Raw genomic sequence first — 18434 nt, forward strand, 5'->3', positions numbered from 1 at the left:
CGTGATCCCGCTCGACGACACTGTCCTGCAGGCGCTCCTGATCGCCGTCGTCGCCCTGCCGCTGCTCGGAGCGGCCGCAGCGCTGCTGCCCGCACCGCCCGGCCTGCGCGGCCGCAGCCCCGAGCAGGCCGTGCTGCGGCACGGGGTGACCGTCACCGGCGCCGTGCTCGCCCTCGCGGTCCTGCTGGCCCTCGCCTTCGACCACGACCGCCCCGGCACCATGCAGGCCGAGACGAACGTGGACTGGATCCCCGCGCTGGGCGTCCGACTGCACCTGGGGACCGACGGCGTCTCGCTGCCGCTGCTCGTCCTCACCGCGCTGCTGTCGTTCCTGTGCGCGCTCCACTGCTACGCCAAGCGGCCGCCGGGGCCCGGCCCCAAGGCGCTGGTCGCGCTGCTGCTCCTGCTCGAATGCGGCACCCTCGCCACCTTCGCGGTGCTCGACCTGGTGCTGTTCTTCCTGGCGTTCGAGACGGTGCTCGTCCCGATGTACTTCCTCATCGCCCGCTGGGGCGGCGCGGGCCGGGGCCCGGCGGCGTGGAAGTTCGTGCTCTACACAGTGCTCGGCTCCGTCGTACTGCTGCTCGGGCTGCTGGTGCTCGGACTGAACGCCGGAACGTTCGACATGGTGCGGCTCGCCCAGGCGCACGGCTCCGGCCTCGGCCACACCACCCAGGTGGTCGCGGCCCTGGCGATCGGCGTCGGACTCGCGGTCAAGGCGCCCATGTGGCCGCTGCACAGCTGGCTCCCGGACGCCCACACGGCGGCACCCACCGTGGGCTCCGTGCTGCTGGCCGGTGTGCTGCTGAAGATGGGCACCTACGGGTTCGTGCGGATCCTGCTGCCCGGTGTCCCCGAAGGAGCGCACACCTTCGCGCCCTATCTGGCGGCGTTCGCCGTCGCCGGCATCCTCTACGGCTCGCTCGCCTGCCTCGCCCTCGCGCGCCGGGGCGCCAAGGGCGACCTCAAGCGGCTGATCGCCTACTCCTCGGTGGGCCACATGGGCTTCGTCCTGCTGGGCATCGCCACGCTCACCCGCACCGGCGTCAACGGCGCGCTGTACGCGAACCTCGCCCACGGCCTGATCACCGGGCTGCTGTTCTTCCTCGTCGGCGCGGTCAAGGACCGCACCGGCACCGGAGACCTCGACACCCTGGCCGGAACCACCGGCGGCGCCCTCTACGGCCGGGCGCCGCGGCTCGGCGGGCTGCTCGCCTTCGGCGCGGTGGCCTCCCTGGGACTGCCCGGACTGGCCGGGTTCTGGGGAGAGCTGCTGGCCCTGCTGGGTGCCTACCATCCGGCGCCCGGACTGAGCCGGCCCGCCTTCCTGGTCTTCCTCGCCCTCGGCGCCCTGGGCACCCTGCTGACCGCCGCGTATCTGCTCCAGGTCGTCCGCCGGGTCTGCATGGGCGACCCGGCCGAGGTCCGGCCCGAAGCGCTCGCCACGGTGCCGGACATGCGCGCCCACGAGTTCGCCGCCTGGACCCCGCTGGTCGTCCTGACCCTCGTCGCCGGACTGTGGCCCGGAGCCCTCCTGGGCCTGATGGAGCCGGCCGTACAGAACCTCCTGCCAGGAGTGGCCCGATGACCGCGCTCCCGATGACCGCGCTCACCGCCGGACAGGCCGCGCCCGGCCTCACCCGGACGGCGCCGCGCGCCGACCTCGCCCAGGGCACCGGCCTCGTGCAGAGCATCGACTGGGCCGCCGTCGCACCGCCCGCCCTCGTCGCCGTGGCCGCGCTGGTCGTGCTCGTGGCCGAACTCTTCCTGACCGAACGGCACAAGGGGCTGCTCGGCGTGGTCTCCGCCGCCGCGCTCGCCCTCGCCGGGCTGGCCCTCGTCCCGCTCGTCGGCGAGGACCGCGCCACCTTCTGCCTCACCTCCGGCACGCGCGCGTGCAGCTACGTCGCCGACACCTTCACCCTCACCGTGCAGCTCCTCGTCCTGGGCGGCGCCTTCGTCACCGCGCTGCTGTCCATGACCGCGGTCCGCCGGGAGCGGCTGCCCGCAGGGGAGTTCTGGTTCCTGCTGCTCTCCTCGGCCGCCGGTGCCGCCCTGCTGCCCGCCGCGCGCGACCTGGCGACGCTCGTCGTCGCCCTGGAGGTCGCCTCGCTCCCGGCCTTCGCGCTGGTCGGTCTGCGGCGCGGGGAGCGGCTCTCGTCCGAGGCCGCACTGAAGTTCTTCCTGTCGTCCGTGGTCGCCACCGCCGTGATGCTGCTGGGCGTCAGCTTCGTCTACGCCGCCACCGGCAGCATGCATCTGAGCACCGTCGCCGAGGCGCTGCCCGGGACCGACAGCCGGCTGAACACCCTCGCGGCCACCGGCGTGGCGCTGACCATGGTCGGCTTCGCCTTCAAGACCGCCGCGGCCCCCTTCCACTTCTGGGTCCCCGACACCTATGTGGGCGCCCCGGTGCCGGTGGCCGCCTACCTGTCGGTCATCGGCAAGGCCGCGGGCTTCTCCGGACTGATCCTGGTCGCCGTGCGGGCCTTCCCCTCGTACGCGGACGCCTGGGGGCCCGCGCTCGCCGTACTCGCCGCGCTGACCATGAGCGTCGGCAACCTGGGCGCGCTGCGGCAGCGCACCGACCGGGCCCACGGAGCCGTCCGGCTGCTCGCCTGGTCCTCGGTCGGACAGGCGGGCTATCTGCTGGTCCCCATCGCCGCCGCCGGGTACGCGGACGAGCCGGACCGGGCCGTCGGCACCACGCTCGCCTACGCCCTGATGTACGCCGTCGTGAACCTGGGCGCCTTCGCCGTCGTCGCCGCGATCCGGCCCTCCGGTGCGGACGGCCGCCTCGACGACTTCCGCGGCCTGGTCCACACCCGCCCGGTCGCCGCCGCGGCCCTCGCGTTCTTCCTGCTGTGCCTGGCCGGACTGCCGCCGGGTGTCGTCGGCCTGTTCGCCAAGGTCGCCGTCTTCCAGTCCGCCGTGGACGCGGGGCTGGGCTGGCTCGCCGTCGTCATGGCGCTCAACGTCGTGGTCGCGCTCGTCTACTACCTGACCTGGACCGCGCTGCTCTTCCGCCCCGTCGCGGACCAGCAGCGGACGGCTGAGCCCCTCCCGGCCCTCCCGCGGCTCTCCGCCCCGCTCACCGCGACCCTCGCGCTGACCGGGGCGCTCGCGCTGGCCACCTCCGGCGCGCCGCAGCTCGTGCTCCGGTTCACCACCGCCGCGCTCTTCTGACCGCGCGGCGGCGGGAAGCGCCGCGTCGCCGGGGAACGCCGCGGCAGCGCCGTCGCGGTGCCGACGGGACCGCTGTGGTGTGTTGCCGACGGGACCGCCCGGCCGAATCGCCGACGGGAACACCCGGGGGAACTGAGAACGCCCGCTCTCCGTTGACGCAAAAGGGAGGGTCCACTGGACGGGGTTGCTGAGGGCGGAAGGTCTGCCCGGGTCAGGGCTCCGCAGCACCATCTGGAGGGCGTACCGTGCACCGCCGGCACAACGGGCTGAGGACAGCCCTGCTCCTGGGAGGGCTGTCCGCTCTCATCGTCGTCATCGGGAGCTTCTTCGGCACCACGGGCCTGGTCGTCGCACTGCTGGTCGCGCTGGGCACCAACGCCTACGCGTACTGGAACAGCGACAAGCTCGCACTGCGCGCCATGCGCGCCCGCCCGGTCAGCGAGTTCGAGGCGCCGCAGCTGTACCGCATGGTCCGGGAGCTGTCCACAGCCGCCCGCCAGCCCATGCCGCGGCTCTACCTCTCGCCCACCCAGGCACCCAACGCCTTCGCCACCGGACGCAACCCGCGCAACGCTGCGGTGTGCTGCACCGACGGCATCCTGCGGCTGCTGGACGAGCGCGAGCTGCGCGGGGTCCTGGGCCACGAGCTGAGCCACGTCCACAACCGGGACATCCTCATCTCCTCCGTCGCGGGCGCCCTCGCCTCGGTGGTGCTCTTCCTCGTCAACTTCGCCTGGCTGATCCCGGTGGGGCGCGCCGACGACGACGAGGGGCCGGGTCTGGTCGGGATGCTGCTGATCATGCTGCTGGGCCCGCTCGCGGCCTCCCTCATCCAGCTGGCCGTCTCCCGCTCCCGCGAGTACGAGGCGGACGCCTCCGGGGCGCAGCTCACCGGGGATCCCCTGGCGCTCGCCTCGGCCCTGCGCAAGCTGGAGGCCGGCACGGCCCAGCTGCCGCTGCCGCCCGAGCCGCGGCTGGAGACGGCGAGCCACCTGATGATCGCCAACCCGTTCCGCCGCGGCGAGGGCGGTATGACGAAACTTTTCTCCACCCATCCTCCGATGGCGGAACGTGTCGCCCGGCTGGAGAAGATGGCAGGCTGGCCCGGGTGAAGACCCTCCTCAATCTCATCTGGCTGATCTTCTCCGGCTTGTGGATGGCCCTGGGCTACGTCCTGGCCGGACTCATCTGCTGTGTGCTCATCATCACGGTGCCCTGGGGCCTGGCCTGTTTCCGCATCGCCGCCTACGCCCTGTGGCCGTTCGGCAGAACAGTCGTACAGCGCCCCGGAGCGGGCGCCGCGTCCGGTGCCGGGAACATCGTCTGGCTCGTCTTCGCGGGCATCTGGCTCACCCTCGGCCACATCACGCTGGGAGTGGGCCTGTGCCTCACCCTCATCGGCATCCCCTTCGGGCTGGCGCACTTCAAGATGGTCCCGATCTCGCTGATGCCGCTGGGCCGCGAGATCGTCTCCACCAGCGCCCCGGCGGCCTACCCGGGCTACCGCTGGTGAACGCCGGCCCACCCGCACCGCGGGCGGGCCCGGCCCCCTCGACACGACGGCGCCGGCTTCCCGGAGTCCGCGGCGGGGACAGCGCTGTTCCGCCGGGAGCCAGAAGGAGCCGGCCCCCGAATCCCCCGGAACACGTGCCGGCCCGCCCGGCCCCGCCGCACGGCGGGACCGAGCGGGCCGGAACGGGGCGCCGAAGTCAGCGGAAGTTGACGTACTGGAGGGCGAAGTCGAAGTCCTTGCCCTTCAGCAGGCCGATGACCTCCTGCAGGCTGTCCCGGCTCTTCGAGGTCACCCGCAGCTCGTCGCCCTGCACCTGGGCCTTCACGCCCTTGGGCCCCTCGTCCCGGATCACCTTCGCGACCTTCTTCGCGTTGTCCTGCGAGATGCCTTCCTGGAGCGACGCGGAGATGCGGTACTCCTTGCCCGACGCCTGCGGCTCGCCGGCGTCCAGCGCCTTCAGCGAGATACCGCGCTTGACCAGCTTGGACTGGAAGATGTCGAGCACGGCCTTGACCCGCTCCTCCGAGTTCGCCCGCATCTCGATCCGCTCGCCCGACCACGCGAGGGACGCGTCCACACCCTTGAAGTCGTAGCGCTGGGAGATCTCCTTCGCGGCCTGGTTCAGCGCGTTGTCGACCTCCTGCCGCTCGACCTTCGAGACGATGTCGAAACTGGAGTCGGCCATGGTGAGTTGGCTCCTCGTACATAGATCCGGCAGAGAACGACCCCGGAGGGCCGTGCGCAAAGCCTAGCCACCCGCGACCGTGCCCCGGCCCCTGCCGCGAAGGGCGTCGCGGCGGAGCACCCGGCCCGTCCCGCGCCCTCGCCCGGTGACCCGCCCGACGGCCCCGCGCGGCTGATCAACCGGGTGGCGAACCACCCCGGTACATCGGGTATGGTTTACACCGTTGCCACGGCGCACCGCCCCAGGCGGGGTGCACGGCAGCAACCCCCTGGCGGTGTGCCCGAGCGGCCAAAGGGAGCAGACTGTAAATCTGCCGGCTCAGCCTTCCCAGGTTCGAATCCTGGCGCCGCCACAGCCTCGAAAGGGCCCGCGACCAGCGGAAACGCTGGAGCGGGCCCTTTCTGCTGCGTGGGGCGGCCGTAGCGGCGAGATGTGCCGAATATCCCGGTGTGTCTCACCCTGAATCGCGTGGTGACCAGCGCGTGTGGGGCAGCCGTGGGGCAGCCCCACGCGGGGCTACCGGCCGTCCCTCAGCGCGGCCTCGATCCGCGCGTTCGCGGTGGTCGCCGCACCGTCCAGGCACTTCGCGTAGACGCGGAACAGCACCGCCACGCTGTGGCCGGCGCGCTGGGCAACCGCCTGCGGCTCCACCCCGGAGCTGAGCCACATGGAGACGGCCGCGTGACGGAGGTCATACGGCCGCTTGGCCAGTGGAGAGGCGCGCTGGGCAGGTGTCAGTGCGCGGTTCCGGGCTTCTGCCCAGACCTCTCCGTATCCGGTGTCCTGGATGAGACCGCCGCGCAGCGTCCGGAAGAGACGGCCGTCGGGAGCGACGCCGTACGCGGTGATGTGCCAACGCAGGAGCGCCACCAGGTCGGGCGGGATCGGGACCACCCGGACCGCCTTTCGGGGCCGGTGCTTCAGCCCCCGCCTGTCGTGCGACTTGCCGGTGTCGGTCCACGCCGAGCCGGACCGTGGGCGCGTCTCCCGGAGCCGCAGGGTTCCCCAGCCTCGGCGGGGCAGGTCGCAGTCCTCTCGGCGGAGTCCGATCACCTCCGCCGGCCGCGCTGCCGCGAAGTACATACAGCCGAAGAACGCCACCAGCCGGCGGCCTCGCGGGCTCTGCGTCCGCACGGCGTCGAGCAGTGCCCCAGCCTGTCGAGGGCCTGGCACACATGCGGGGTCAACCTCCTCCGCCACTTGCTCAGGGGCTTTCCACTGCACTTGTGGCAGCGGATTGGCGGGCAGACGCTCAGCCTCGACCGCGTAGCCAAGCGCGTTGTGAAAGATGGCGCGCTTCCGGCGGATGGTGCTCGCTGCGGCCGTCGTACCGTCCAGCTTCTTGGTGAGCGCTCCGAGCGCCGCCCTTACGTGCATCCGGTCGGACAGTGCAGAGGTCGCAAGCGACTTCCGCTCGAACCAGTCGAGCACCTTGGCAACGTCGGCGGGTGGCTCCTCGTTGCGCCGCGAGATGTTGAACGCCCAGCCGTAGAGCGCAGTGCGGATCGTCTGGGGGTCGGCCATGCCCTTGGTGTCTTTCACCAGCGCCGGGGTGACCGTTGCCATCGCTTCGGCCAGCGTCCGCCGGGTGGAGCCGGGGGAGTGGGGCCACTTCATCGCGATGTAGTCGCGGGCGTGCTGGTACCAGCTCACGTCGTTGCGCTCACGAAGTTCCTTGACCGGGACACCGGATTCTTCGTCGAACGGTTCCCCGGCGTGCACCGCCCGCAGCAGCTCGGCGCGGCGGCCGTCGGCAAGGGTCTTGGTCTGGAAGGTCTGAGAGTGCGGCGTGGTGCCCGTCCTCCAGCGCAATTCTGCCGAAGCTTGCCTGCGGTCCTTGCGCTGCCGCACTGCCCAGATACGAACGTCGTACGTCGTGCCCATTCGGGGCCTTTCACTGAGCGGGGCCCGGCGTCCGCCGGGCCCCGTACGGATGGTTCGTCAGGCTGCTGCGTCCTCACAGCGGGCCCACCAGGCATCGAGGTCGCTGCGTCGAACGCGAAGGTGGCCGTTGGGGAGCTTGATGAGCGTCGGTGCCTGGCCGCGGGCCCGCATGCGGTAGAAGGCTGCGCGGCTCATCCCGATCTCTTCGAGGACTTCGCTGAGCTTGAGCTTCTGGGGGTGTGCCATGGGACAACTCCTCTGCGAGTTCCGGGCGTGCGAGAGTGCGTGTGTGTCCGAGGTGCGGATTTCTGCGTCACCGCGTCACCTGCGTCACCCCATGCCTGTTGACCTGCGGTTTCGGGGTGACGCAGAGGCTCTGCCGTGCGTCACCGGTGACGCAGGCCGCCGCTGGGCGGTGACGCAGGTGACGCAGGTGACGCAGGGGTGACGCAGAAACGGCCGTCTGCGTCACCGTCGTCTGCGCAGGTCATCGGGCCGTTTCGGCCCTTGGGTGACGCAGGTGACGCAGGATTCCCTCTCTTAGGAAAAAAGAGGCGGGGTTTCTGTTGTGGTGCGGTGCGGCTCAGGACGTGAAGAAGGAGCCGCTTCGCGGCGCGTCCTTTGGGCGGCGCGAGCGCCGAACAGCAAGAAGAGCAGCCGGGGCGTGGCGCCTGGTGCTCTTCTTGCTTGTCCGCGCGGTTGCCGGTCAGAACGCTTGCGGCTGCTCGTACAGGGCCCGCGCCGGCTGGCGGGTCAGTTCGAGGTAGCGGCCCTCTTTGGTGCGGCCGGTGTCGATGAGTACGCCCCGGGCCGCGAGGGTGGGCTGGAGACGCTTGAGGCGGTCGGAGAGGACCTTGCCCGTGGTGGGCCACCCTTTGGGCAGGGGGCGGCAGTCCTCACCGCTGTAGAGGCGGGTGAGGCAGTCCAGCCACCCGGTGGAGGTCATCCGCGTCTCTTCTCCCGGCTCCATGCCGGCCGCGTGCTGCAGCACGGTCTGCGCGAGCAGATCGCCCTCGATCACGTCGTCGTTCAGGTCGTCCAGACTCGCCCGGTAGGCGGCCAGCGATCCGAACCCGGTGGCCGCGTCGAGCTGGGCGCACAGGTGCGCGAAGTCGGCCATGCGCAGGTCCGTGGGAGTCTCCGCTTCCACGGCGCGGACCTTGACCGTCAGGTCCAGCAGCGACCCCAGCACCACGGGCAGCACCTGCGCGTACTCGGCCCACAGCTCTGCCTCGGTGCGGCGGATCGTGGGCCGTACCAGCCGCAGGGGCAGGAGCCGTTCGGCCAGGTCGGGCCGGATCACTCCGACGTCGATACCGGTCAGGAGCAGGGGGCGGCGGTAGCGGGCGCGGAAGACGTCCCCGTCGGTGAACAGGGAGCGCTTGACGTTCTCCGCTCCGGTGACGATGCAGCACATCGCATCCGAGAGGTCCGGGGTCAGGTGGGAGAGGTTGTCCAGCGCCGTGACCCACCCTGCGGCCACGGCCGTGATCAGGTTCTCCTCATCCTTGGGTGCCCGTCGCAGGTCGCTGCTCATGCCCTCGACAATGCGTACCAGCATCCGCCCCGCGGTGGACTTGCCCGCCCCCTGCGGCCCGGTCAGGAACGGCGCCGGCACCGGAACGGACGGTTCGAGGCTGCCGATGAGCCAGGCCAGGGCCAGGCATTCGGTCTCCGCGTTGGCGAAGTTGGTCAGCCTCAACAGCAGGTCGATGCCCTTGCCGTCCGTGTCCTTGACCGGCAGCGGCAGCTCTCCGGTGAGCTGGGTGCGGCGCCAGCACACCTCACGCGGGTCGGGGGTCGTGATGTCCCACCCGGTGGGGTGGATACGGACCGACTGCCCGTCGTCGCGGCCCAGGTCCAGCCACGTTGCGCCGTCGAATCCGGGGGCGACGCGGATGTGGGTGGGCTGCACGTCCTCGGTCAGCGCGAGTGCCTCGATCAGGTCCAACGCCTCCTTCAAAGCGGTCCCGTTGAACACACCGCACCCGTCCCGGTACAGGCCGACCATGAGTTCCTGCCGGTGGCTGCCGGTCGTGCCCTGCGAGCGGATAGGACGGGCCACGGGGTGGCCGTTCCTCTGCGCGTACACGGTCCCGTCGGCGGTGCGGAAGTATCGGAAATGGCTCTGCGCGTAGTCGGTGATGACCTCACGCGCCGGTGTCTTCTCCTCGTCGGACATGGTTCACATCCCCAGGGCGGTGCGGGCGTTGTTCCACGCCTCCGTGCAGTGCCGGGCGCTCTCGCCCTTGGTCTGCGCGGCGGCGAACAGCCGGTTGACGTGCGTGTCGGTGAGGCAGCCGCACCGGCCGTGCGTGGTCAGCACCGCGAGGAACGTGCGGTAGGTGGTCGCGTGGATGGCGCTGCGGGCTTCGGTGATGCGCTGCTCGGCCATGGCGATTCCCCGCTCCAGGAAGACGGGCGTGCGGTGCCGGCACTCCCCGCCCTGAGCGGGAACGGTGACGGCGAGCGGCCCCGGCCGCACCGGGGCGGGTTCCTTGACGGCCAGCGCGCGCACCACGTCCGGCAGCGCCGTCGTGGCACCGGTGCCGGGTCCGAGCCAGCGGGCGTAGGCCATGGTGGACTTGAGGTCCACGCCATCCCGGACGTTGTTCACCGACCGCATGGCACCCCGGTAGATCCAGTGCTCCCCGCGGGTGGTGGCCACGGTCCGTGTGGCCGGGAGCGTGGCGCGGGCCCAGTCGACGGCGTCGGCGTGGTCGAGGTCGACGACGGTGAGTCCGGCGCCGCCGGGGTGGTAGGCCACCGCCGCCGCCTCCCGCCACACCCGCGCCCACGCGGGCGAACCGATGATGTCCGGGTCGGTGGTGGCAGCCGCCCAGGCGTGGCACGGGCGCTCACAGGTGCAGGGGCCGGGGGTCTTCATGTTCGGCCGGCCGCCGCAGGCGTTCTGTGCGCAGGCCGGGCAGTTCCCGAAGGGCACCTTGCCCCTGCGCAGCGGCAGCACGGGCAGTCCCCGCCCGGCGGCGGCCAGGGCGGTCTTCAGCGGGTGGGTGCTCATGCGGCAGCGCTCCCTTCGAGGGTGAGGAACTGGCGGGCGATGTGCTGGCTGTAGGCGGGGGGTACGGCCTGGCGGGCTTCCTTGTTGGTCATCCAGGTGCAGCCCATGGCGTCTGCGTAGGCGCGCTCGCCCTTGTGGGCGAACGCGAGCAGGCCGGGCCGGTGCCAGCAGGGGGCCACCAGGTCCCCGCCGCCGCCCCAGGAGGTCTCAAAGGCCCGGTGCCGCTTGACGTTCAGACCGAACTGGGTCCCGCACAGCAGGTAGTCCGGGCGCATCGGTGCTTCGGGCACGTTCTCCATCACCCACGGAATTCCGGAGGCTGCCAGCCGTGCGCGGCCGTGGGCCAGCAGGTCGGGGTGGTCGCTGCGGCTGCCGCGCCAGGCGGTGACGCGGGCGTAGTGCTGGCAGGGCCAGGAGGCGTGGACCAGGTCGAAGCCGCCCAGCGGGAAGGTGAGGGCGTCGGCCTGGTGGAAGGCGAAGGGATAGTTGGGCTGCGGGGCGCTGTCGACGCCGACGACGTCGAACCCGGCCAGGTAGTAGCCCATCGAGAGCCCGCCCGCACCGCAGCACAGATCCAGCACCCGCAGCCCGTTGGGCCGCCGCAGCGGCAGCACACGCGCACTCACGCCGCCACCCCCATGCGGTCCGCCAGGGCTGCGCGGCCGATGTGCTGGGTGTAGGCCGGGGGGATGCACTCGCGGATGCCGTCGCGGTTCATCCACGGCACCCCCAGCACGGTCCGGGCCTGGGGTACGCCGGAGAAGTTGCCGACGTACTGGCCGTAGTGGCCGGGCGGGACGGGGCGGCCCATCTTGGCCTGCGGGGCGGTGTGGGCAGGGTGCGGGGGCTGGGTGAGGGTGAAGCCGCCGCCGGTCTCGAAGTACCGGTGCCGGTAGGTGGCCAGCCCGAACATGGCCCCGCACAGCAGCACCGGCTCCCGCAGCTTCGGGAGGGCACCGCGCACGTTCTCGATGACCCACGGGCGGCCGGTGGCCTCCAGGCCGGCGCGGGCCGGTGCGATCAGATCCGGGTGAGTCCTGCCCTGGATGCGCTGGCAGTCCGAATCAAGCTGGCACGGCGGGGAAGCGTGGATGAAGTCGAACCCGGCACCGTGCTCGCGCACAAAGTCCAGCGCGTCAGCCTGGATGAACGTGTACGGGTACCGCGGCTGCGGGTCCTTGTCCACGCCGACGACGTCGAACCCGGCGTCGGTGTAGCCCCGGGCGGCGCCGCCCTGGCAGCAGAACAGATCCAGCAGGCGCGGCCGGATGCGCGCTCGCCGGATGTCGGTGGGTTGGGTCATGCTGGGTGTCCTCCAGTTCATTGGGTTGTGCTGGATTGGCGGCGGCCCCGGGTTCTTGGCGGAATGGGGGCCGCCGCCGTCGTTGTGCGGTGGGTCGGTGGGGTTCAGGCGCCCTGGTAGTGGGCGACGTAGCCGGGGCACTCGCTGTCGGGGCAGTTGCAGCCCCCGCAGTCCGCGCAGATGTCGCCGCTGCACGCGTCGCACATCTCGTGTCCGGTGCAGTACTCGCTGGCGCACTCGTCGCAGTAGGTGTCGGCTTCCATGGGGCTTCCCTTTCGGTTGGTCAGGCGGTGGGGGTGAGGCGGGCTGCGAGCTGGGCGGCGGCAGCGAGGATGACGCGGATATCCGCCTGGGCTTCGTCGGGCAGGGCGGCCGGTGCGGGTGTCGGCGTCGGGGGTGTCGGAAGGGCCGCGGTCGGGCGGCGGCGGAGAGCCGTCGCCAGGACCACCAGGGCGACCGCCACGGACAGCAGGTAGGCGACCACGATCACGCGGCGGCCACCTCCAGCTCAGTCTGGCCGGGAACGTTGCTCGGCTCGTGGGCCTCCTTGCGGCGGGCGGTCACCCAGCCGATGGACCAGCCGGTCAGCTCGACCAGTTCACGGACCGAAGCGCCGTTCATGACGCCGCGTGCGACGGCGGCGCGGGCGTCAGCCTCGGGCATCTTGTCGTCGGTCTGCGGAGTGTTCACGGGCTTGGTTTTGGAGGTGTTCACGGTGCCGGGCTTGGGGTGCTCAGGCTTCTGCCGCTCGCGGTGTTCACTGGCCTGCCGCTCCTGCTGTTCACGGCGTTCGCGCTCGTCCCGCTCGTGCTGTTCACGGCGCTGGCGTTCGGCATCCTCGCGGGCCTGCTGTTCCCGACGCAGACGCTCGGCGTGCTCGCGCTCTTCCTGGCGCTCACGGGCCTCACGGTCGGCCTTCTCCCGCTCCAGGGCGGCAGCGTGTTCACGCTCCTCGCGCCGCTCGCGTGCCGCCCGCTCGGTACGTTCACGCTCCAGCCGTTCGGCGTGTTCACGCTCCTCGCGCTCCGCACGTTCACGGACGGCCCGCTCTTGTTCACGCTCGTCGCGCTCGCGCTGTTCACGGGCCTCCCGCTCAGCGCGTTCACGCTCCACTTCCTCGCGGTGTTCACGCTCGATCCGTTCCACCGCCGTGGTGATCGCGCGTCGCCACTTCAAGCCCGCCTCGGCCGTGACGATGAGCAGGATCGGCGCGACCGCGTGAACGCCGACCCCGACCATGTCGCCGCTCAGGGCGGAGTCGCCCACGTTGAGCGCGAGCGTCATGATCCCGGTGAGCCACCGCAGGAGTGCCGGCCAGAACCCGGCATCCCCATCGAGTCGGGCGACGATCGCGTCTACCCGGACCACGATGACAACGGCCGCGTCCACGACGATCGGCAGGATCGGGGCGGTCAGCCCCCAGCCATCCGGGGTGACCCGCTGCACGAGCGGAGTCACCGTCAGGACCGAGTACAAGACAGCACCGAAGACGATGACCCACGACAGCCGCAGGACGCGTTCCGCCGCGTTGACCTGTTCTTGAGTGTCGAGCTTCACTGGGTCACCTCCGTGCGGGTGCGGGAGAGCATCCCGCGCGTCTGTGTCGTGACCTGGGTGTTCTTCACGACCGTGCCGGTGTGGATGTGGGGCGTGCTGCTGCGCTTGGCCCGGTTGAGGGCGGCGCCGGCGGCGAGCACGACCAGGGCGACGCCGAGGAACGGCGCCAGCGCGGCGAGCACGCCGGCCAGGGTGATGGCGGCAAGGCCCTGTGCGGCCAGCCAGACCGCGCAGCCCAGGCCGACCGCTCCGGCACCCACCCCGATTGAGGCGACGGCCGTGCCCACCGCCCAGGTTGGGACGGTGCGGGTCTCGGGCTGCGCCACCGGCTGGGCCCCGGTCGGCTCGGCGGGGGAGGTGTCGCGGTAGGACGTGCACGCGGGAGCGTCGAACGCTTCGGTGATGATCCTGCGGGCTTCGCTCTCCGCCTGCCGGGGCGTCATGGGCTCTCGCATCACGCTGCCGCCTCCCGGTCGGTGAGGGCCCCGTCGTCGCCCTTGACCAGGGCACCGGCCGTGACCAGGGCCTTGACCTCCCGGCTGACCGTGCCCTTGTTGAGTCCGGTCTCGGTGACCACGGCAGCCGCGGACCGGGCACCGCAGCGCACCGCCTCAAGCACCCGGTCACGGTTGGTCGCCTCAGCGGCGGGCCGGGGGTCCTCGGCGCGGGGCGCCGGCACCTCCTCGTCCTTGACCAAGCTGAGCGAGGGGCGGGGCGCCGGGGTGTCGGGGCGCTGCCAGATCGCGGTGTCGGGGAGGTTCACGACTTCCTGGTCGGTCATGAAGCGCACCTTGACCGGGTCGGGCGAGCGCTGCCCGTCACGCAGCATCGCGACGCCGGGCATGGGCAGTTCATCGGCCCGCCAGCCCTTGTCCTGCGCCGACTCCCCGAACACGACGCGGGCCTCGGTCGGGGACTCGACCGCCAGGCCCAGGCGGGTGCCGAGCTGTTTGGCGATCTGCCGCGGGACGCCGTCGCCGTAGGTCGGGGACTGCGTCATCCACCACAGGTCGATGCACGCCGCACGCCCCATGCGCGCGATGCTGTCCAGCCCTTCCAGGGCATCGCGCTTCTCAACGACTGCCTTGCCCTTGTCGGTGTAGCCGGTGACGGTCTCCACCGCCGTGCACGAGCTCATGACCTCGGCACCCTCGTCCACGACGAGTGTGATCCGGGGCCGCTCGGCGGTGGGGATGAGGGTGGCCTGTCCCTTGGGCAGCACGTCCAGGCGCTCTTCGAGCTCCGCCACCAGCTCGTCAACCAGCTCGACCACGGCGGCCGGGTTATGGGCGACGCGGGCCCGGTGGTCCCACAGCCGCCCCTCGACCTTCTTCAGGTCGATGATGACCAGCACGTTCTCCGGCCCCTCGGACGCCTTGAACAGCAGCGGACGCGAGGCGGTGGACTTGCCCGCCCCGGACATGCCCGCGATGAGCATCCGCAGCCCCAGCGGGACATCGACCTCTTCACCGGTGACCATGTCCACCCCGAGCGCGTCCCCGGGGCAGAAGGGGATCGCACCATCGGGCGCGGCCGACCGGGTCCGCAGCCGGATCACGGCCCAGCCGCCCCGCGAAGCGGCGGCCACCAGCATCGGCAGCTCGGTGCGGGCGCCCAGCAGCGCGCGGACCGAGTCGGCAGCCGCCCGCAGCTTCTTGACCGTCCACTGCCCGTCCAGCCGGATCTCGCACTCGATCCCCGCCGTGGTGACGGCCGGCGGGGTGGTGACCGTCCCGCCCAGGCCGCGCGCATCGGCGTGCTCGACCCAGTACGAGGGGTCAAGCCGCTCCATCAACTGCCGCTCTTCCTCGCTCACCTCCTCGGTCACCGAGGCGGTGACCTTCCGCCGCCCGAGCAGCAGACCACCGACGTTCGCCGCGATGAGCACCGCCGAGACCGATGCCGGCCACACCGTCCAGTCCTGCCCGGTGGAGAGCACGTAGGAGGACAGCCCCGCCGCTGAGGCGTGCGCGGCGTGTGCCTTGGCCGCCACGGATGTGAGCGTGGCGGGGTAGTTCTTCCGGGCCGCCGCAAGACCCTGCTTGGCGTGGCGGGCGTGCTTGGACGCCGCCTTGTCCGCCCGCTTCGCCGACCGGCGCGCCGACGAGAGCGGGTTCTTCTCGTTCCTGCGCGCCAACGCGCGCTGCGACCGCGCCGACGACGCCTGCACCTTCGCGGAGTTGTGCTCCTTCTGCGCCTTGAGAAGCGCTTTCAGGTTCTCTTCGGTGCGCAGTTGGCGGCGCCGGTCGGCCTCGGTGTCCCAGCGGGCCGCGAACGGGGCGCACAGCGGGGCCGCCGCATCCGCGAGCGCCGAGACCTGGTTGATCCGCTCCGCCGAGAACCGACGGGCCGCCTTGGTGGCGGCACCGACCTTGTCCCATGCTGTTGTGTGGTCCACGAGGCTCCTCCAAGTTCGTGGATCAGGGCCGGAGACTTCGTTGGCGCGGGGCTCCGGCCCGTCCCTGCATGACTGGTTGCGCCCACCGGTTGCAGCTCGGCGGGCGGTTGACCCCCTGCAACCGGCTCTGACCTGCGAAGTTGCAGGTTGAGCCGGATTCGGGGGAGGGGGCTCTACGCGTGCGCGTGTGCGCGCGAGGCGGTAAACAGCCCTCACGCGGGGCTGCTACAGGGCCTCTCGCGGCCTGACAGCCCTTCGGAGGCTTCGCCCCACACGGAAGGAGTGTCAGACGCTCAGGAAGCCGTCTGCGGCGTCCGGCTGGTCGGGGCAGGTCGGTTCACAGCGCGCCGCGCGCCGTCATCAGGGTGGCCACGGCCAGCGGGGCGCCGGTCGCCAGGGTGAGGTTCACCGCGCGCTGCAAAGCGCGCATCTTGACCACCACGATCCGCGAGAGCGCCACCACGTGGTCGGCAGTGCGGTCCGCAGCCAGCTCAGCAGTCAGCTCGCCGGCCGTGAGCTTGGCCCAGTGCGGGAAACCCACCCGGGCCGCGGTCGGGCTGATACGGGGACGGACCACGAGCAGCAGCAGGGTCACCGAAGCGAGCAGCAGGCCCAGCGCGCCGGCACCGACGATCCGGGCCGCCACAGGCACCCACGGCTGCGCACCCACCGACCACACGCCGGCCAGCGCCACACCGTTGAACGCCAGCAGCAGACTCGCCTTGCTGTCGGTGCGGGCGATCTCCGCCTTCACCTCGCTCTTCGCATCCTTCACGGCGTTCATGCCGCACCTCCCGCGAAGCTCTCGGCGGTCCGGTTGGCCAGGTCCCGGCGCGCGTCCAGCGCCCGGCGCCGGGCGCGGCGGATGCGGCGGGTGTCCAGCTCGGTCGGAGTGCGGTCCAACGTGACGATGACCGCCTCCAGCCAGTCGACGTCGGCGGCGATGGCGGGCATCTCCGCCTCGATGGCATCCAGCTCCGCGTCCGTGGGCTCCATCCACGGCTCGAACCCGGTAACAGCGTCCTGAACAGTCACGATGTGGTCCATTGGGTCGTGCTCCCTTCGCAGTGGAACGGCCCGAAAGCGGCCCCGGTGTTCCAGCACCGGGGCCGCGCCGTTGAAGTCGGGGAATCCGGCTCCCCTCGGCCCCGCCCGTACGAGACGGGCAGGGGAGGCAACCGGCCGAAGCGCATGAAGCGCTGCGGAAGGTGTGTGACGTGCTTGTTCGTCTCCTTCGGGGGCGACGGCTCCCGTATCAGGTAGAGCCGCCCTGTCCCGTGTAGGCGTATGGAGACATGGCCTTTCGGCCTAGCCCTCCGGATGACAAGGCCCCGGGCTGCCTCGGCCCGCTCTGTCCCGGGCCCCTTCGACCCGCTTGGGCCGCGTTCCATGCACAAGCGAGCACACTTGCTGGGAATGCTCCGCTTGCTCAGCTTGTTGGTACAAGCTGGATAAGAAGAGACTGCACTGCCGCAGTGGCAGCCGTCAAGCGATGGGAGCCCGCATGTACCAACAAGTTGCGCGAGTGCTGCATGATGGGGGTATGAGTAAGCAGCCCAAGTACCGACAGGTTGCCGATGCGCTTCGCCGCGAGATCGACAACGGCACCTTCGCGCCTGGTGCGCGGCTTCCGTCGGAGAGCGAGCTTTCAGCGCGCTTCGATGCCTCGCGGAACACCGTCAGGTCGGGGCTGGGGCTGCTGGTCACGCAAGGATTGGTGACCTCCAGCCAGGGGCTTGGCTACGAGGTGGCCAAGCACGAAGTCTTCGAGCTGAACGCTTCCCGGTTCGAAAATCTGGATCTTCCCCAGGCTGGTGACGCATACAGCACCGACGTGAAGAACGCAGGGCGTCGGCCGCACCAGACGTTCCGGGTAGAGCTGAAGCCGGCCCCGGACTTCGTGGCTGAGCGGCTGCACGTCGCTGCTGGCTCCACTGCGGTGCTGCGCTTCTGTCACCGCTTCGTGGACGACGTGCCGTGGTCGACTCAGGCGACCCACTATCCGGACTGGCTGATCAGCAAAGCCCCTCGGCTCACAGAACCGGGGGACATCGACGAGGGAACGACGCGCTACCTCGCTGGGGTCGGCATCGAGCAGGTGGGGTACTTCGACGAAATCGCCACGCGGATGCCCACACCCGAAGAAGCGCGGCTTCTGGAGGTCGGTGCCGGGGTCCCGGTGCTGCTCTGGACGCGAACGGGCTACTCCGAAGACCGGCCGATTCGGTGTACCACAACCACGTTCCGAGGGGACTTGAACCGCATGAACTATGAGATCGGTGACCTTTCTGCGCGAAGCGAGAACGAGCCCCAGTGATCATTGCGCCTGCAGAACCCTGTGACGTGGCCAAGCTGCTCGCCTTCCGTGAGGAGGCAGCGGCTTGGCTCACCGAGCTGGGTACGGATCAGTGGCGGCGCCCCTACCCGGCGGACCGCCTTCTTGCCACCATCGAGGCGGGGACGGTCTTCATGGTCCGAGATGGCGACGCCACTGTTGGGACCGTCACGCTTACGTTCGAGGCTGAGGCTGGTCTATGGACTGCGGCCGAGTTGGCTGAGCCGTCGGTGTTCATAAACAAGCTCACCGTGGCGCGCTCCCACGCAGGTCAGAATCTCGGTGGTCAGTTGCTCAACTGGGCTGGAGACCGTGCCTACAAGTGCGGCGCGAAGTGGCTGCGGCTTGATGCGTGGACCACAAACGAAGCGCTTCAGCGGTATTACCTCAACCAGGGATTCGAGCACGTACGAACTATGCGTGAAGGGTCGGCTGTCAATGGTGGCCCCCGTGTGTCCGGCTGGCTTGCCCAGCGGCCGACTCGTCCCGCGGCGCATCCCTTCGTGGATTTGAGCCCGGAGCCTGTGCGGGTCACGTCCGCGGATTCCTAG

20 protein-coding genes and 1 tRNA gene are annotated in these 18434 nt (G+C 70.9%); 7 read left to right on the forward strand and 14 right to left on the reverse strand.

Annotated elements, in window-relative coordinates:
* Nucleotide 1: 1 nt before the first annotated feature.
* The 4 genes from ACFYMO_RS23140 (at nucleotide 2) to ACFYMO_RS23155 (ending at nucleotide 4699) form a co-directional block, all read left to right on the forward strand.
* Nucleotides 2-1588: an NADH-quinone oxidoreductase subunit M gene (locus ACFYMO_RS23140; protein WP_366771755.1), complete on the forward strand. Its 1587-nt coding sequence runs from the start codon at nucleotides 2-4 to the stop codon at nucleotides 1586-1588.
* A complete protein-coding gene (locus tag ACFYMO_RS23145) occupies nucleotides 1585-3186 on the forward strand; it encodes an NADH-quinone oxidoreductase subunit N (RefSeq protein WP_366771756.1) in 1602 nt (533 codons plus the stop codon). Before ACFYMO_RS23140 ends, ACFYMO_RS23145 begins: the two co-directional genes overlap by 4 nt.
* 245 nt (nucleotides 3187-3431) lie before the next feature.
* On the forward strand, nucleotides 3432-4298 hold the full coding sequence (gene htpX, locus ACFYMO_RS23150; RefSeq protein WP_019354199.1) for a zinc metalloprotease HtpX: 867 nt from the start codon (nucleotides 3432-3434) through the stop codon (nucleotides 4296-4298).
* Nucleotides 4295-4699 (forward strand): YccF domain-containing protein, encoded by a 405-nt coding sequence (locus tag ACFYMO_RS23155; RefSeq protein WP_360296828.1) that lies wholly within the window; start codon nucleotides 4295-4297, stop codon nucleotides 4697-4699. The genes htpX and ACFYMO_RS23155 overlap by 4 nt, the downstream gene beginning before the upstream one ends.
* 196 nt (nucleotides 4700-4895) lie before the next feature.
* Here ACFYMO_RS23155 and ACFYMO_RS23160 read toward each other — a convergent pair whose 3' ends face one another.
* Entirely contained in the window at nucleotides 4896-5384 is a 489-nt protein-coding gene (locus ACFYMO_RS23160) for a YajQ family cyclic di-GMP-binding protein (protein ID WP_019354201.1), read from the reverse strand.
* Nucleotides 5385-5654: 270 nt separating this feature from the next.
* On the opposite strand from ACFYMO_RS23160, the gene ACFYMO_RS23165 reads away from it, so the two are divergent.
* Nucleotides 5655-5736, forward strand: a tRNA-Tyr gene (locus ACFYMO_RS23165).
* A gap of 164 nt (nucleotides 5737-5900) precedes the next feature.
* Here ACFYMO_RS23165 and ACFYMO_RS23170 read toward each other — a convergent pair.
* The 13 genes from ACFYMO_RS23170 to ACFYMO_RS23230 form a co-directional block, all read right to left on the reverse strand.
* The gene (locus ACFYMO_RS23170) at nucleotides 5901-7268 is read right to left on the reverse strand and encodes a tyrosine-type recombinase/integrase (RefSeq protein ID WP_388548582.1); all 1368 of its coding nucleotides are present in this window, start codon (nucleotides 7266-7268) and stop codon (nucleotides 5901-5903) included.
* Between the two features lie 57 nt (nucleotides 7269-7325).
* Nucleotides 7326-7514 (reverse strand): helix-turn-helix transcriptional regulator, encoded by a 189-nt coding sequence (locus tag ACFYMO_RS23175; RefSeq protein WP_388548585.1) that lies wholly within the window; start codon nucleotides 7512-7514, stop codon nucleotides 7326-7328.
* A 460-nt stretch (nucleotides 7515-7974) separates the two neighbouring features.
* Nucleotides 7975-9450, reverse strand: a complete 1476-nt coding sequence (locus ACFYMO_RS23180; protein WP_388548588.1) for an ATP-binding protein — start codon at nucleotides 9448-9450, stop codon at nucleotides 7975-7977.
* A gap of 3 nt (nucleotides 9451-9453) precedes the next feature.
* Nucleotides 9454-10290 carry a bifunctional DNA primase/polymerase gene (locus tag ACFYMO_RS23185; RefSeq protein ID WP_388548591.1) on the reverse strand — a complete coding sequence of 279 codons (837 nt, stop codon included), beginning with the start codon at nucleotides 10288-10290 and terminating at the stop codon, nucleotides 9454-9456.
* A complete protein-coding gene (locus ACFYMO_RS23190) occupies nucleotides 10287-10916 on the reverse strand; it encodes a DNA cytosine methyltransferase (protein WP_388548594.1) in 630 nt (209 codons plus the stop codon). Before ACFYMO_RS23190 ends, ACFYMO_RS23185 begins: the two co-directional genes overlap by 4 nt.
* Entirely contained in the window at nucleotides 10913-11593 is a 681-nt protein-coding gene (locus tag ACFYMO_RS23195; RefSeq protein WP_388548596.1) for an SAM-dependent methyltransferase, read from the reverse strand. Before ACFYMO_RS23195 ends, ACFYMO_RS23190 begins: the two co-directional genes overlap by 4 nt.
* A 104-nt stretch (nucleotides 11594-11697) precedes the next feature.
* Nucleotides 11698-11856 (reverse strand): hypothetical protein, encoded by a 159-nt coding sequence (locus tag ACFYMO_RS23200; RefSeq protein ID WP_175488416.1) that lies wholly within the window; start codon nucleotides 11854-11856, stop codon nucleotides 11698-11700.
* A 20-nt stretch (nucleotides 11857-11876) separates the two neighbouring features.
* Complete coding sequence (locus ACFYMO_RS23205) at nucleotides 11877-12083, reverse strand: hypothetical protein (RefSeq protein ID WP_388548600.1); 207 nt, start codon at nucleotides 12081-12083, stop codon at nucleotides 11877-11879.
* A complete protein-coding gene (locus tag ACFYMO_RS23210) occupies nucleotides 12080-13150 on the reverse strand; it encodes a DUF2637 domain-containing protein (RefSeq protein ID WP_388548603.1) in 1071 nt (356 codons plus the stop codon). The genes ACFYMO_RS23205 and ACFYMO_RS23210 overlap by 4 nt, the downstream gene beginning before the upstream one ends.
* Entirely contained in the window at nucleotides 13147-13605 is a 459-nt protein-coding gene (locus ACFYMO_RS23215; protein ID WP_388548605.1) for a hypothetical protein, read from the reverse strand. The genes ACFYMO_RS23210 and ACFYMO_RS23215 overlap by 4 nt, the downstream gene beginning before the upstream one ends.
* Nucleotides 13605-15548 (reverse strand): FtsK/SpoIIIE domain-containing protein, encoded by a 1944-nt coding sequence (locus ACFYMO_RS23220; protein WP_388548608.1) that lies wholly within the window; start codon nucleotides 15546-15548, stop codon nucleotides 13605-13607. Before ACFYMO_RS23220 ends, ACFYMO_RS23215 begins: the two co-directional genes overlap by 1 nt.
* A 337-nt stretch (nucleotides 15549-15885) precedes the next feature.
* Complete coding sequence (locus ACFYMO_RS23225; protein ID WP_388548611.1) at nucleotides 15886-16332, reverse strand: Pycsar system effector family protein; 447 nt, start codon at nucleotides 16330-16332, stop codon at nucleotides 15886-15888.
* Nucleotides 16329-16595: a DUF6284 family protein gene (locus ACFYMO_RS23230; RefSeq protein ID WP_388548613.1), complete on the reverse strand. Its 267-nt coding sequence runs from the start codon at nucleotides 16593-16595 to the stop codon at nucleotides 16329-16331. The genes ACFYMO_RS23225 and ACFYMO_RS23230 overlap by 4 nt, the downstream gene beginning before the upstream one ends.
* A 496-nt stretch (nucleotides 16596-17091) precedes the next feature.
* On the opposite strand from ACFYMO_RS23230, the gene ACFYMO_RS23235 reads away from it, so the two are divergent.
* Both ACFYMO_RS23235 and ACFYMO_RS23240 read left to right on the forward strand, forming a co-directional pair.
* Nucleotides 17092-17865, forward strand: a complete 774-nt coding sequence (locus ACFYMO_RS23235; RefSeq protein WP_388548616.1) for a GntR family transcriptional regulator — start codon at nucleotides 17092-17094, stop codon at nucleotides 17863-17865.
* Nucleotides 17862-18434, forward strand: coding sequence for a GNAT family N-acetyltransferase (locus ACFYMO_RS23240; RefSeq protein WP_388548619.1), 573 nt, complete (start codon nucleotides 17862-17864; stop codon nucleotides 18432-18434). The genes ACFYMO_RS23235 and ACFYMO_RS23240 overlap by 4 nt, the downstream gene beginning before the upstream one ends.

Source organism: Streptomyces sp. NPDC007025 (assembly GCF_042869455.1).
Classification (GTDB): Bacteria; Actinomycetota; Actinomycetes; order Streptomycetales; family Streptomycetaceae; genus Streptomyces.

What these genes read in the sequence shown, in the direction of transcription:
- ACFYMO_RS23225 (WP_388548611.1), bottom strand. Translation starts at nt 16,332, where the DNA reads ATGAACGCCGTGAAGGATGCGAAGAGCGAGGTGAAGGCGGAGATCGCC.
- ACFYMO_RS23170 (WP_388548582.1), bottom strand. Translation starts at nt 7,268, where the DNA reads ATGGGCACGACGTACGACGTTCGTATCTGGGCAGTGCGGCAGCGCAAG.
- ACFYMO_RS23235 (WP_388548616.1), top strand. Translation starts at nt 17,092, where the DNA reads ATGAGTAAGCAGCCCAAGTACCGACAGGTTGCCGATGCGCTTCGCCGC.
- ACFYMO_RS23195 (WP_388548596.1), bottom strand. Translation starts at nt 11,593, where the DNA reads ATGACCCAACCCACCGACATCCGGCGAGCGCGCATCCGGCCGCGCCTG.
- ACFYMO_RS23200 (WP_175488416.1), bottom strand. Translation starts at nt 11,856, where the DNA reads ATGGAAGCCGACACCTACTGCGACGAGTGCGCCAGCGAGTACTGCACC.
- ACFYMO_RS23145 (WP_366771756.1), top strand. Translation starts at nt 1,585, where the DNA reads ATGACCGCGCTCCCGATGACCGCGCTCACCGCCGGACAGGCCGCGCCC.
- ACFYMO_RS23175 (WP_388548585.1), bottom strand. Translation starts at nt 7,514, where the DNA reads ATGGCACACCCCCAGAAGCTCAAGCTCAGCGAAGTCCTCGAAGAGATC.
- ACFYMO_RS23215 (WP_388548605.1), bottom strand. Translation starts at nt 13,605, where the DNA reads ATGCGAGAGCCCATGACGCCCCGGCAGGCGGAGAGCGAAGCCCGCAGG.
- ACFYMO_RS23160 (WP_019354201.1), bottom strand. Translation starts at nt 5,384, where the DNA reads ATGGCCGACTCCAGTTTCGACATCGTCTCGAAGGTCGAGCGGCAGGAG.
- ACFYMO_RS23230 (WP_388548613.1), bottom strand. Translation starts at nt 16,595, where the DNA reads ATGGACCACATCGTGACTGTTCAGGACGCTGTTACCGGGTTCGAGCCG.
- ACFYMO_RS23185 (WP_388548591.1), bottom strand. Translation starts at nt 10,290, where the DNA reads ATGAGCACCCACCCGCTGAAGACCGCCCTGGCCGCCGCCGGGCGGGGA.
- ACFYMO_RS23180 (WP_388548588.1), bottom strand. Translation starts at nt 9,450, where the DNA reads ATGTCCGACGAGGAGAAGACACCGGCGCGTGAGGTCATCACCGACTAC.